Source organism: Amycolatopsis sp. NPDC051045 (assembly GCF_040682955.1).
Lineage (GTDB): Bacteria > Actinomycetota > Actinomycetes > Mycobacteriales > Pseudonocardiaceae > Amycolatopsis.
Map to the genome: position 1 here is coordinate 106448 of NZ_JBFBCC010000006.1, position 12361 is coordinate 118808.

Annotated in this window: 14 protein-coding genes; 4 read left to right on the forward strand and 10 right to left on the reverse strand. The window is 72.5% G+C overall.

What is annotated here, in order from left to right; all coding sequences use genetic code 11:
* Window positions 1-16 precede the first annotated feature (16 nt).
* Complete coding sequence (locus AB0M80_RS16890) at window positions 17-778, reverse strand: lysophospholipid acyltransferase family protein (protein ID WP_364565035.1); 762 nt, start codon at window positions 776-778, stop codon at window positions 17-19.
* 213 nt (window positions 779-991) lie between these two features.
* Between AB0M80_RS16890 and AB0M80_RS16895 the strand changes: the two genes are divergently transcribed.
* Genes AB0M80_RS16895 through AB0M80_RS16905 form a run of 3 tightly spaced genes read left to right on the forward strand, consistent with a single transcriptional unit; the run spans window position 992 to window position 3436 of the window.
* Window positions 992-1759 carry an alpha/beta fold hydrolase gene (locus AB0M80_RS16895; RefSeq protein WP_364565036.1) on the forward strand — a complete coding sequence of 256 codons (768 nt, stop codon included), beginning with the start codon at window positions 992-994 and terminating at the stop codon, window positions 1757-1759.
* Window positions 1756-2283: a hypothetical protein gene (locus AB0M80_RS16900; RefSeq protein WP_364565038.1), complete on the forward strand. Its 528-nt coding sequence runs from the start codon at window positions 1756-1758 to the stop codon at window positions 2281-2283. Before AB0M80_RS16895 ends, AB0M80_RS16900 begins: the two co-directional genes overlap by 4 nt.
* 13 nt (window positions 2284-2296) lie before the next feature.
* Entirely contained in the window at window positions 2297-3436 is a 1140-nt protein-coding gene (locus tag AB0M80_RS16905; RefSeq protein WP_364565041.1) for a glutamate--cysteine ligase, read from the forward strand.
* Here the strand turns inward: AB0M80_RS16905 and AB0M80_RS16910 are convergent.
* From AB0M80_RS16910 to AB0M80_RS16945, 8 genes are all read right to left on the reverse strand, one after another.
* A complete protein-coding gene (locus tag AB0M80_RS16910) occupies window positions 3433-4275 on the reverse strand; it encodes an NUDIX hydrolase (RefSeq protein WP_364565043.1) in 843 nt (280 codons plus the stop codon). The genes AB0M80_RS16905 and AB0M80_RS16910 overlap by 4 nt on opposite strands.
* A 37-nt stretch (window positions 4276-4312) precedes the next feature.
* Window positions 4313-4576, reverse strand: coding sequence for a hypothetical protein (locus AB0M80_RS16915; protein WP_364565046.1), 264 nt, complete (start codon window positions 4574-4576; stop codon window positions 4313-4315).
* A gap of 175 nt (window positions 4577-4751) precedes the next feature.
* Window positions 4752-5690, reverse strand: a complete 939-nt coding sequence (locus AB0M80_RS16920) for an ROK family protein (protein WP_364565774.1) — start codon at window positions 5688-5690, stop codon at window positions 4752-4754.
* Window positions 5691-5705: 15 nt separating this feature from the next.
* A complete protein-coding gene (locus AB0M80_RS16925; RefSeq protein ID WP_364565049.1) occupies window positions 5706-6113 on the reverse strand; it encodes a hypothetical protein in 408 nt (135 codons plus the stop codon).
* Window positions 6110-7243, reverse strand: a complete 1134-nt coding sequence (locus tag AB0M80_RS16930; RefSeq protein WP_364565052.1) for an ArsA family ATPase — start codon at window positions 7241-7243, stop codon at window positions 6110-6112. Before AB0M80_RS16930 ends, AB0M80_RS16925 begins: the two co-directional genes overlap by 4 nt.
* Before the next feature lies 1 nt (window position 7244).
* Window positions 7245-7679, reverse strand: coding sequence for an SRPBCC family protein (locus AB0M80_RS16935; RefSeq protein WP_364565055.1), 435 nt, complete (start codon window positions 7677-7679; stop codon window positions 7245-7247).
* A 27-nt stretch (window positions 7680-7706) separates the two neighbouring features.
* The gene (locus AB0M80_RS16940) at window positions 7707-8501 is read right to left on the reverse strand and encodes a metallophosphoesterase (protein ID WP_364565057.1); all 795 of its coding nucleotides are present in this window, start codon (window positions 8499-8501) and stop codon (window positions 7707-7709) included.
* Window positions 8502-8512: 11 nt separating this feature from the next.
* Window positions 8513-8938, reverse strand: a complete 426-nt coding sequence (locus tag AB0M80_RS16945; protein ID WP_364565060.1) for a polyketide cyclase / dehydrase and lipid transport — start codon at window positions 8936-8938, stop codon at window positions 8513-8515.
* Between the two features lie 127 nt (window positions 8939-9065).
* On the opposite strand from AB0M80_RS16945, the gene AB0M80_RS16950 reads away from it, so the two are divergent.
* Window positions 9066-10862 carry a long-chain fatty acid--CoA ligase gene (locus AB0M80_RS16950; RefSeq protein ID WP_364565063.1) on the forward strand — a complete coding sequence of 599 codons (1797 nt, stop codon included), beginning with the start codon at window positions 9066-9068 and terminating at the stop codon, window positions 10860-10862.
* 60 nt (window positions 10863-10922) lie between these two features.
* Here AB0M80_RS16950 and AB0M80_RS16955 read toward each other — a convergent pair whose 3' ends face one another.
* Entirely contained in the window at window positions 10923-12350 is a 1428-nt protein-coding gene (locus tag AB0M80_RS16955; protein WP_364565066.1) for a GH1 family beta-glucosidase, read from the reverse strand.
* Window positions 12351-12361: the final 11 nt, after the last annotated feature.

The following is a 12361-nucleotide window of genomic DNA, read 5'->3' on the forward strand; positions in this document are numbered from 1 at the left end:
GGTGAACAGTAGTCGGTCAACCCACTTTGGAATCCGGCACCCGGGCCGCGTCCCGCGCCGCCGGCTGCGACGGCACCTTCGGGTCGATCCCGGCGGCCTCCGCGGCGAGCAGTTCCTTCGCCTTCGCCGCGTAGATGTCGACGTACTCCTGGCCCGACAGCTCCATCAGGGCGTACATGATCTCGTCGGTGATGGACCGCTCGACGAAGCGGTCACCCGAGAGGCCCTCGTAGCGCGAGAAGTCCAGCGGCTTGCCGAAGCGGACCTCGAGGCGGCGCGGCCACCACATCTTGGAGCCGATCGGGTTGACCTTGTCCGTGCCGATCATCGCCACCGGGACCACGACGCCGCCGGACTCCAGGGCGATCCGGGCGACGCCGGTCTTGCCCTTGTACAGCCGTCCGTCCGGGGAGCGGGTGCCCTCGGGGTAGATGCCGAGCAGGTGACCGGCCTTGACCAGGCGGATCGCCGTGTCGAGCGCGGCCTGCGCGGCGTTGCCGCCGGACCGGTCGATCGGGAACTGGCCGACCCCGGTGAAGAACCACTTCTTGAGCTTGCCCTTGAACCCGGGCTCGGTGAAGTACTCGGACTTGGCCGGGAAGGTCACCTTGCGCTTGACCCGCAGCGGCATGAAGAACGAGTCCGCGACCGCCAGGTGGTTGCCGGCCAGGATCGCCCCACCCGTCTCGGGGATGTTCTCCGCGCCGACGACCTTGGTCGGCCAGAGCGTCTTGAGCAGCGGTCCGAGGAACACCCACTTCATGAGCCAGTACAGCACTGGTGCCTCAGTCCTCCATCGCAGCCGCAGCCCCTGTTCACCCGCGTCGGACAGCCTACGAACCCGGGCGGCCGCCGCACAACGGAGACCACCCGGTTACCACGCCGGCAGCGATCCTTCTCACAGCCGATTCCGGGCCCGGGCGGACCCCCACAACGTCCGCCGGCCGTGAGAGCATGGACGGACTCCACCGCTCACACGGAAGGCGATCGCATGGGCGTGCTCGCCGGCGCGGAACCGTTCGGCCACACCGGTTCGGCCGAAACCGGGTTCCTGCTCTGCCACGGGTTCACCGGTACCCCGGCGAGCATGCGGGCCTGGGGCGACCACCTGGCCGCGGCCGGGTTCACCGTGCGCTGCCCGCTGCTGCCGGGCCACGGCACCCGCTGGCCGGACCTGAACCGCACGACGTGGGAGGACTGGTACGGCGCCGTCCGCGAGGCCCTGCTGGCGCTGCTGGCGACGTGCCGGACCGTGTTCGTCGGCGGCCTCTCGATGGGCGGCACGCTCACCCTGCGCCTGGCCGAGGAGTTCGGCGACCGGATCGCCGGGATCGTGCTGGTCAACCCGTCGGTGACGCGGCTGAAGTGGGACACGCGGCTGCTGCCGGTGCTGGGCCGGATCGTGCCGTCGGTGCCGGCGATCGCGAACGACATCAAGAAGCCGGGCGAGACGGAGCTGGCCTACCCGCGGACCCCGGTGCGCGCGGCGGCGAGCCTGGCGAAGCTGTGGGCGATCGTGCGCGCCGACCTGGGCAAGGTCACCCAGCCGGTGCTGCTGCTGCACTCGTCGGTCGACCACGTCGTCGAGCCGGTGAACTCCCAGCTGGTGCTCCGAGGCGTCTCGAGCACCGACGTCACCGAGGTCGTGCTGGAGAACAGCTACCACGTGGCGACGCAGGACAACGACGCCGAGGTGATTTTCACGCGTAGCGTCGAGTTCGCGAGGGCGCACGCCGCACAGCCGGAGGAGACCACATGAGCCGGGGGAAGGACGGGCCGGAGAACGTCGACGCGACGTTCGCCGAGATCGTCGCCGACCTGCGGGCCGACGGGTTCGGGCTCCCCGAGAGCGACACCGCCGACACGGCGGGCACCGCCGCGGCGGCGGGGTCGGGGGCCGGCCCGGAGAGCGAGCCGCGCAAGACGCCGGACCGGCCCGCCGAGCCGCCGTCCGTGGAGACCCCGCCGGAGCCCGGGTGGCGGTCCGGGGGCACGTCGTGGGACACCACGATGTTCTCCGACGACCCGGCGGGCGACGACGAGCACTACGTCCCGCCGGAGCCGCCGCCGCTGCCGCGGCCGAAGATGGGGGCGTTCCTCATCCTGCTGCTGTTCCTGGCCGGCCTGTTCCTGCTGATCCTGCCCGGCGCGATCGGCGTCGGCCCGACGGTGGCGACCCCGCTGGGCATCCTCGCGCTCGCGACGGCGATCGCGTTGCTGCTGCTGCGCGTCCGGCAGGGTCCGCCGCCCGGCGCCGACCCCAGCAACGGCGCCCAGGTCTGAGCCGCCGACAGCGATGCACATCGAGTTCAGTCCTTCGCGGCGATCGACCGTCGGCGTGGAGTGGGAGCTCGGCCTGGTGGACCGGCGCAGCGGCGAGCTGTCCTCGGTGGCCGAGCAGATCCTCGAGGCGGTGCGCCCGGACGGCGCGGCCGAGCACCCCAAGATCAAGCAGGAGCTGCTGCTCAACACCATCGAGATCATCACCGGTGTCTGCTCGACGATCGCCGAGGTCAAGGCGGACCTGAACGACTCCCTCGACGTCGTGCACGGCGTCGCCGACCCGCTCGGCGTCGAGATGTTCTCGGCGGGGACGCACCCGTTCTCGAACTGGTACCAGCAGAAGGTCACCGACAAGGAGCGCTACGCCAAGCTCATCGACCGGACCCAGTGGTGGGGACGGCAGATGCTGATCTACGGCGTCCACATCCACGTCGGGATCGACCACCGCGAGAAGGTGCTGCCGATCCTCGACGCGCTGCTCAACTACGCGCCGCACCTGCAAGCGCTGTCGGCGTCGTCGCCGTACTGGGGCGCCGAGGACACCGGGTACGCGTCGAACCGGGCGCTGATGTTCCAGCAGCTGCCGACGGCCGGGCTGCCGTTCCAGTTCCGGAAGTGGGCGGAGCTGGAGAGCTACGTCGAGGACATGTTCACCACCGGCGTGATCGACAGTTTTTCGGAGATCCGCTGGGACATCCGGCCGTCGCCGAAGCTCGGCACGGTCGAGATGCGCGTCTGCGACGGCCTGCCGACGCTGGAGGAGGTCGGCGCGATCGCGGCGCTGACGCAGTGCCTGGTCGACGACTTCAGCGAGCGCCTCGACGACGGTGAGATCCTGCCGTCGCTGCCGCCGTGGCACGTCCAGGAGAACAAGTGGCGTGCGGCCCGCTACGGCACGGACGCGATCGTCATCCTGGACGCGGCCGGACGCGAGCGGCTGGTCACCGACGACGTGGCGGACCTGCTCGACCGGCTGGAGCCGGTGGCGCGGCGGCTGGACTGCGTGGCCGAGCTGCGGGACGTCGAGACGATCCTCCGCTACGGGCCGAGCTACCGGCGTCAGCGGGCCGTCGCGGAACGGCACAAGGGCAGCCTCAAGGCCGTGGTCGCCTCGCTGGTGGCCGAGATGCGCGACGGGATCGCGAAGGGCTAAAGCGCGTCCAGCTGCGTGCGGAGCGTGCCGGGGCCGAGGATCGACGCGCCGAGCGCTTCGACCCGCCGCCGCAGTTCCCGGTCCGCCGTCGCGACCAGGACCTTCGCTTTCTGCTGCGCGACGACTTCGACGATCTTCGAGTCGCCGTCGGTGTCCGCGGCGACGACCTCGGCCCCCGTGGTTCCGGTCACGTGCTTGGCCTGGCCTTCGACGACCAGGATGATCCGCGGCCACCAGGTCACCGCGGGGTCGTCCGGGTCCGGCACGCCCGCTTCGGCGAGCTTGGCCAGCTGGTCGCGCAGGCGCTCGGCGGCACCGTGCCGATCGCGCCACCAGCCGTCCGGGCGCGAGCCGACGACGTTGGCCGCGTCGACGACCAGCACGAGTTCCCGGCCGACGCGGTCGCGCAGGTGGGGCCAAGCCGCGGCGAAGTCGCGGTGGAGGGGGTAACCGGGGACGTCGTCGGGGTCCACCCAGCGCACCTCCGCGCTTTCGGTGTTGGCGACGCGCGCCTCGGCGCCGTCGGCGAGGGCGAGCACGGTGGTGTAGCTCCAGTCGCCGTGGTCGACGACGGACGCCGAGACGGCGCGGAAGGCATCGGCGGGAACGGAGGTCTCTTCGAAGGCTTCCCGGGCGGCCGCGTCGACGGCGGTCTCCCCCGCCTCGATCGCGCCGCCGGGCAGGGCCCAGGTGCGGCCGTGGTGCACCCACCAGGCGCGACGCTGCAGGAGGACGCCGCGGGCGGGGTCGACGAGCAGCAGGCCCGCGGCGCCGTAGCGGCCCCAGTGCAGGTGCCCGCAGGAACAGCGGACGAAGACGCTCGCGGACAGGTGACTCACCGTCCCAGCCTGTCACACGTCGGTGGCGGATCGCCGGTCATCGCTTGGGGGCCCGCTTCGCGCGGCCGCCGATGATCGCGGTCAGGATGATGCCGAGCGTGATGCCGCCGAGCAGGACGGCGGCCATCACCGGGCCGGGCACCAGCGGCTTGACGAGGAACTGCCCCACGAGGGTCCAGCCCGCGAAGACGAGGACACCGGCCGTCACCGCCACCCGTTTCCGGCTCGCCTTCGCCCGGGCGAATCCCGCGGCGGCCATCAGAACCGCACCGCCTGCCCCGATCCACACCTCGGCCGGCATGCCCGCTCCCTCCCCTCGGCTGAGGGGAAGTACCCGATCGGGCGACAGGCGACACGGGGACGGCCGGGATCTTCGCCGCCGTCAGCGCGGTCAGCCGTCTCGAGCAGCCCCCGTTTTGCACGCTACCGGGGTGCACCGACAGTTCTGCTTCGCCGGCCAAGGCGGCCGGACGGCGTCAGACCGGGGTCTTCGCCGCTTCCAACGCCAGCGCCGCCGCCCCGACGATCGCCGTGTCGTCGCCCAGGTGAGCCGTCCTGATCCGGGCCAACGGGCGGTGCCGCGCCCCTGTGATGGCGCCCGCGTAGTGCTCGCGGGCCTCGTCCAGGAACAGCGGGGCCGACTCCGACACCCCTCCGCCGATCACGATGATCTCCGGGTCGAACACGTCCGCCACCAGCGCCAGGCCCTCGCCCAGCCACTTGGCCAGCTCGGCCATCGCCAGCTGGGCGATCGGGTCGCCGTCGCGAGCCGCGCCGGCGACGCGGCGGCCCGTCACCGAGCCCGGGTCGCCCGCGACCTGCGGGGCCAGCACCGTCGAGCGGCCCGGGTGCCGGGCCAGCAGCTCCACCGCCGTCGCCGCCAGGGCCGTTCCGCTGCAGTAGCGCTCCCAGCAGCCGTACTTGCCGCACGGGCAGGGCCGGCCGCCGCGGACCACCGTCAGGTGGCCCAGCTCCGGGGCGACGCCGTACGCGCCGCGGTACAGCTTGCCGTCCAGCAGCAGCCCCGCGCCGATCCCGGTGCCCAGCGCGACCAGCGCCGCCACCTGGGCGCCGCGGGCCGCGCCGAAGCGGTGCTCGCCGACGATCGCCGAGTTGACGTCGTGCTCCAGCAGCACCGGCAGGCCGACGCGCTTTTCGATCCGGTCGGCGACCGGGGCGCCGCGCCACGCCAGGTGCGGCGCGAACATCACCGACCGGCGGTCGCGCGCCACGAAGCCCGCCACCGCGAGCCCGACCCCGGCCACCTCGTGCCGGTTGCGCAGGTCCTCGACGACGCCGGCGATGGCGTCCTCGAGGGCGCCTTCCTCGGTCGGCGTCGCGACGCGGGCCGTGTCGAGCAGGGAGCCGCGTTCGTCCACCACGCCGGCCCGGATGCTCGTCCCGCCGACGTCCACCCCTATCGTCCGCACTCAGCTCTCCCACTCGTCGCGCCTGCGGACGGTGACGTGCTGCACCCTGGTCGACACCGTGGCGTCCGCGGCGGGCCGCGGCGCGGGCCGGAACCCGGGCATGTGCACGCCCTCGTCCGGTTCCCAGCGGTCCGCGAGCACCGCGCGCAGCAGGGCGACCAGCTGCGCGAGCTGTTCGACCAGCCGCGCGACCAGTTCGGGCCGCTCACCTCGTACCACGGCGACGATCGCACACAGCGGACACCAGCCGCACGCCGAACCGTCCGCTTTCGCCTCGTCAGGGTCGCCCGCGAAGCCGTGCCCGGCCGCGAGCACCCCCTCGAGCCAGGGCGCCGCCTTCTCCGCGACCAGCTCGGCGAGCAGGCGGATCTCCTCCGCCAGGCGCGGCCCGTGTTCCTCTTCGCTCACCCGCGTCCCCGGTTCCCGGCCAGGCTCACGACCAGGCCGTCGGCGTCGGATTCCGCGCCGGTGATCCGGCACGGCCGCAGCGGCCCCGGCAGGGCGATGAGCCTGCGGAAGCCGTCCACGGTGATCGCCAGGTCGTCGTCGACGCGGGCGAGGTCGACCTCGGCGTCCCGCGCGAGCGGGATCGCGACGCGCAGCGTGTACCCGTCCGGGGCCGGCCGCACGCGCAGCAGCGGGGTGACGGGCGTGCCGTCGCCCGCAAGGGGATCTTCGCCGCGGTAGAGCTCGGCGGCGATCTCCAGCAGCGCGGGCAGCCCGACCGGCTCGACGGCGCGGTGCTCCACCCGGGCGACCGGCGCGATCCCGGCCGCGGCGAGTTCGGCGAGCACGGCGTCCTGCTGGGTGCGGCGCGTGCGCAGCCACGACGCGGCGCCCCCGCGCCAGATCCCGGGCGCGGGCATCAGCCGGTTGGCGATCACGCCGTCGACGGCGATGCCGCGCAGGGCCAGGGAGCTGAGCGTGCGCCGCGCCTCGGCGACGACCACCCGCTCCGGGGTCAGGACCAGCCGGACCGTCGTCACCGACGGCTCGGTGAGCAGGGCGCGCAGGCCGTCGAGGTGGGTGCCGAGGCGGCGCACCGAGTCCGTGACGCGGCCGCGGGGCCCGAACACGCGGGTCAGGTAGCCGGAGACGGCCTCGGGCAGGGCGAGCAGCCGCAGCGTCTCGGCGGTGGGCCCGCAGTCGACGACGACGGTCTCCCACGGACCGTCCTCGGCCAGCCGGCGGACCTCGGTGAGGGCGAGCAGCTCGTCGACGCCGGGCAGCACGGTGAGCTCTTCGGCGTCGAGGGTGTCCAGGCCCGCGCCGGCCAGCACCGTGCGCAGTTCGCCGCGCAGCCGCTGCCAGGTGGTGTCCACGAGGGTGCGCGAGTCGATCTGCACGCCGGACAGGAGAGCGTCCACTTCGGACGGTTCGGCGCCGAGGGGACGGCCGAACGCGTCGCCGAGGGAGTGCGCCGGGTCGGTGGACACGACGAGGGTCTTCCTGCCGCGGGCGGCCAGGGCGGCGCCGGTGGCGGCGGCCAGCGTCGTCTTCCCGACACCCCCCTTGCCGGTGCACAGCAGGATCCGCACGCTAGCCCTCGGCCCGCTTCTTGAGCTCCTTCAGCGCGGTGTCCATGACCATCTTCTCGGCCTTGCGGCGCAGCAGGCCGATCATCGGCAGCGCCAGCTCGACCGACAGCGTGTAGGTGACCCGCGTCCGGCCGCCGAGGTCCTCGAGCGCGTACCGGCCGTTCTGCGCCTTCTGCATCTGGCCCTTGACCAGGTGCCAGCTGACGCCGAGGCCGTCGTCGTCCCAGTCGTATTCGAGGGTGTAGACGTCCTTGATCGGGCCTGCGTCCAGGGTCAGCTTGACCTGCTTGGCCCGGCCCTCGCCGTCGGTGTCGAGGACCTCGGTCTGCCGGACGGCCTTGGCCCATTCCGGATACGCGGGGAAGTCGGCGATCACGGCCATCACCCGGCTGGGCTCGGCGTCGACCTCGATGGACTGTGTGGACTGCTCGGCCATGGGTCGAAGCGTAGCCGCCGCGGTTGGTCACCAGCGCAGCACGTACGGCTGCCCGGTCTCCTTGAAGTGACCCACGTTACGGCACTCGGTCAGGCCGACGCGGGCACGCGCCGACAGGGGCTGGTGCACGTGCCCGAACACCGACCAGCGCGGCCGCTGGGCGCGGATCAGCTCCAGCAGCGCCGTCGAGCCGATCTCGCTGCGGCGCGCGACGACGTCGTAGGTCAGCTCGGGCAGGGCGGGCGGGCCGTGCGTGCAGAGGACGTCGACCTGCTCGAGCGCCGCCACGCTGCGGTCGTAGTCCGCGCGATCCCGCAGGTAGGGGCGCCAGGCGGTGCCCTTGCGCGGCCGCGGGACGACGCCGTCGGGCAGCAGCGCGCCGCCCACGAACCCGAACCGCAGGCCGCCGATCTCGGCCACCTCGCCGTCGAGCACCCGGACGCCCTCGCCGGTGAACTCCGGCCACAGCGCCGGGGTGTCGACGTTGCCGGGCGTGGCGTAGGTGGGCGCGGTCATCGCCGCGAACAGGGTCGCGTACTGGGCGCGGACGGCCTCGTCGACCGCGGCACCCGGGTCGTCGAGGCTCGCCCAGAGCGTGCGCGAGTAGGCAACGGTTTCGTCACGGGTGCCCTCGCGGCGCAGGCGGGCGAACTCGCCGACCTTCTCCGCGCCGAACAGGGCGCCCATGATGCCCTTGTCGTGGTCGCGGTAGTCGACGAAGTCGATCAGGTCGCCGAGCACGACCAGGGCGTCCGCCCCGTCGCCCGCCCGCTTCAACGCGTCCGCGTTGCCGTGCACGTCCGAGACGACGTGTACCCGCACCGGTGCTCCCCCTAGCTTTCGCCGTCACTGCCCTCGCCGCGCGGAGGCACCCCGGGCTCGCGCCCGTCCTCCAGGATCTCCTTGAGCTCGAGGGCGATCGCCTTCGCCGCGCGGGCCCGCCGGTCGAACTCCCGGCGCAGTTCGCGCGGCGCCGGCGCACGGGGCGCCCCGGCCGCGTCGGCGGGGGTCGCCCGCAGGAAGTAGTGCAGCAGGGTGCCGTCGAGCACCGGCTCGAGCCAGACCTCCATCGTACCGACCAGCGCGCCCCGCACGGTCCAGCGCAGGCCCTTGTCCCCCCGGTCGGTGTAGACCTCCAGGACCAGGTCGGGCCAGTAACGCCGCCAGGAGGCCGGCTCGGCGAAGACCGCGGCCACGGTGGCGGGCGGAACGGCGAGGAACGTCTCGTCGACGATGTCGAGTGAGGGCGGCGCGTTCACGTGCGAAGAATGTCACGCCCTCGCTGCGCGACGGCGATCAGCATGGTCTTAAGGTGCTCACCACGCTAAGTTGACTGGCGGGTAACAGCGGTGTCACCTGCCGCACGCGTTGAACACGGAGGTCCACGTGCGCGAATACAGCGCTCCCGCCGGCAAGCCGGTGGCCGACGACGAGAACATGTCCGATGTCGTCTGGGCGAACGCCGAGCGGTTCTCGGACGTGGTGAGCTTCCGCCGCCAGGTCGAGGGCAGCTGGCTGGACGTGACCGCCAAGGAGTTCGCGGCCGAGGTAGTGGCCGTGGCCAAGGGCATGGCCAAGGCCGGGATCGGCCGCGGCGACCGCGTCGCGATCATGTCGAAGACCCGCTACGAGTGGACGCTGATCGACTTCGCCATCTGGGCGGCCGGCGCGGTGACCGTCCCGATCTACGACACGTCCTCCCCCGAACAGGTGTGCTGGATCCTCTCGGACTCGGCCGCCAAGGCCGTGTTCGTCGAGACGACCGCGCACGCCGGCTCGGTCGAGGAGGTCCGGGACCGGCTCACCGACCTGCAGCACACCTGGCAGATCGAAGGCGACAACCCCGCCGTCGAGATGCTCGCCGCCCTCGGCGCCGACCTGTCCGACGACGAGCTGCACGACCGGCGCCGCGAGGTGAGCGCGGACGAGCTCGCCACGATCGTCTACACCTCGGGCACCACCGGCCGCCCCAAGGGCGTCGAGCTGACCCACCGCAACCTGCTGGCGGAGATCCGCGCCGACATCGAGGCGTTCCCGCAGCTGATGGAGCAGGGCAACTCGCTGCTGTGCTTCCTGCCGCTGGCGCACGTGCTGGCCCGCGCGATCGCCGTCACCGCGCTGACCGCCCGGGTCACCCTCGGGCACACCCCGGACGTCAAGAACCTGGTCGCCGACCTCGGCACGTTCCGGCCGACGTTCGTCGTCGCCGTGCCGCGCGTGTTCGAGAAGGTCTACAACTCGGCGAAGCAGAAGGCCCACAGCGAGGGCAAGGGCAAGATCTTCGACGTCGCCGAGGCCGTCGCCGTCGAATACAGCCAGGCGCAGGACACCGGCGGCGCCGGGCTCGGGCTGAAGCTGAAGCACCTGGCGTTCGACAAGCTCGTCTACGGCAAGCTGCGCGCGGCCCTCGGCGGCCGCTGCGTCGCGGCGGTCTCCGGCGGCGCCCCGCTCGGCGCGCGGCTGGCGCACTTCTTCCGCGGCATCGGCGTCCCGGTGTTCGAGGGCTACGGCCTGACCGAGACGTCGGCGGCGGCGAACGTCAACACGCAGACGGCGTTCCGCGTCGGCACCGTCGGCAAGCCGGTCAACGGCACGTCGGTCCGCATCGCCGACGACGGCGAGGTCCTGCTCAAGGGCGACGTCGTGTTCCGGGCGTACTACAACAACCCGCAAGCGACGGCCGAAGCGCTCACCGACGGCTGGTTCCACACCGGCGACCTCGGCGAGCTCGACGCGGACGGCTTCCTCAAGATCACCGGCCGCAAGAAGGAGATCATCGTGACGGCGGGCGGCAAGAACGTCGCCCCGTCCGGCCTCGAGGACACGATCAAGGCGTCCCCGCTGGTGAGCCAGGCGATGGTGGTCGGCGACCAGCGGCCGTTCATCGCGGCGCTGGTGACGGTGGACGAGGAGTACTTCCCGTCGTGGAAGTCCCAGCACGGCAAGCCGTCGTCGGCCACGGTCGCGGACCTTTCTTCGGATGCCGACCTGCTCGCGGAGATCCAGGCCGCGGTGGACGAGGCGAACAAGTCGGTGTCCAAGGCCGAGGCGATCAAGAAGTTCACGGTGCTGGCCAACGACTTCACCGAGCAGGGCGGCGAGATCACGCCGAGCCTGAAGCTGAAGCGCAACGTGGTGACGAAGAACTACGCGAACGACATCGAGAGCCTGTACAAGAAGTAGCCCCAAGTCCGTGAAGCCACCTTGAGGGACTTGGCGTCCCTCAAGGTGGCCTTCACGGACTTACGGGGTGCGCTGGGCCTCGATGAAGTCGCGGTACCAGCGGTAGCTCGCCCTCGGCGTGCGCTGCTGGCTCTCGTAGTCCACGTGCACCAGCCCGAACCGGGGCCGGTACCCGTGCGCCCACTCGAAGTTGTCCAGCAGTGACCAGCAGAAGTACCCGCGCAGGTCGACCCCGGCCGCCGCGGCCGTGCGCACCGCCTCGATGTGCTCGTTCAGGAAGCTGATGCGCTCGTAGTCGGCGAAATCGGCGCGGTCCGGGTAGACGCAGCCGTTCTCGGTGACGTACACCGGCGGGAGCGCGGGATAGCGGTTGTGCAGCCCGACCAGGGCTTCGGTCAGGCCCTCGGGCTCCACCGGCCAGCCCATGCCCGTCCGCGGCACGTCCGGCAACCGTGAAGTGTCCACCCCGATGTCGGCCGCGGTCCGCAGCGCCGGGTCGGGCTCGCGGTGCGGTGCGTCCGCGACGTGCAGGCGGTAGTAGTAGTTGACCCCCAGGTAGTCCAGCGGCACCCCGATCGTCGCGAGGTCGCCGCCGTGGCGGAACGAGAAGCCCGAGACGCCGTCGAACATCGCCGCGAGCCCCGGGGCGTACCGGCCGCCGAAGAGCGGGTCGGTGAACTGGCGGCGCAGCAGCGTGTCCTGCCGGGCCGCCGCGGCGGCGTCCGCGGCCGAGTCCGTCACCGGGACGGCCGGCGACTGGTTGAGCACGATCCCGAACTGGTGCTGGGGGGTCGACTGGGCCCGCATCGCCCGGACGGCCAGCCCGTGACCGAGCAGCAGGTGGTGGGCGGCGGCCAGCGCGCCGTCGCCCTCCTTCGCCCCCGGAGCGTGCCGCCCTTCGCCGTAACCCGCGACCGCGCACGGGTACGGCTCGTTCAGCGTCGTCCAGTGCTCGACCAGGTCACCCAGCTCCGCGTGGACCAAAGCGGCGTAGTCGGCGAACCGGTGGGCGGTGTCGCGCGACCGCCAGCCGCCTCCGTCCTCCAGACCCTGGGGCAGGTCCCAGTGGTACAGCGTCAGGAACGGCTCGATCCCCTTCTCCCGCAGCCCTTCCGCGAGCCGCCGGTAGAAGTCGAGGCCCCGGCGTTCGACGCGGCCGCGGCCGGACGGCTGCACCCTGGGCCACGACACCGAGAACCGGTAGGCGTCCACGCCGAGCCCGGTGAGCAGGGCGAGGTCCTGCGGCCAGCGGTGGTAGTGGTCGGCCGCCGGTTCCCCGGTGTGGCCGCCGGCCACCGCGCCGGGGACCGCCGCGAAGGTGTCCCAAATGGACGGTCCGCGCCCATCGGATCGGGTGGCGCCCTCGATCTGGAACGCCGAGGTGGCCACGCCCCAGCGGAAGCCGGGCGGGAAGCTCGCTTTTCGGGGGTCCGGGTGGCGAAGCCCCTGGCCCGGGGCGAAGCCCTGGTTGTCACAGCTGGAAGTCACGGTGAGCTCCG

What these genes read in the sequence shown, in the direction of transcription:
- AB0M80_RS16935 (WP_364565055.1), bottom strand. Translation starts at nt 7,679, where the DNA reads ATGGCCGAGCAGTCCACACAGTCCATCGAGGTCGACGCCGAGCCCAGC.
- AB0M80_RS16895 (WP_364565036.1), top strand. Translation starts at nt 992, where the DNA reads ATGGGCGTGCTCGCCGGCGCGGAACCGTTCGGCCACACCGGTTCGGCC.
- AB0M80_RS16905 (WP_364565041.1), top strand. Translation starts at nt 2,297, where the DNA reads ATGCACATCGAGTTCAGTCCTTCGCGGCGATCGACCGTCGGCGTGGAG.
- AB0M80_RS16900 (WP_364565038.1), top strand. Translation starts at nt 1,756, where the DNA reads ATGAGCCGGGGGAAGGACGGGCCGGAGAACGTCGACGCGACGTTCGCC.
- AB0M80_RS16915 (WP_364565046.1), bottom strand. Translation starts at nt 4,576, where the DNA reads ATGCCGGCCGAGGTGTGGATCGGGGCAGGCGGTGCGGTTCTGATGGCC.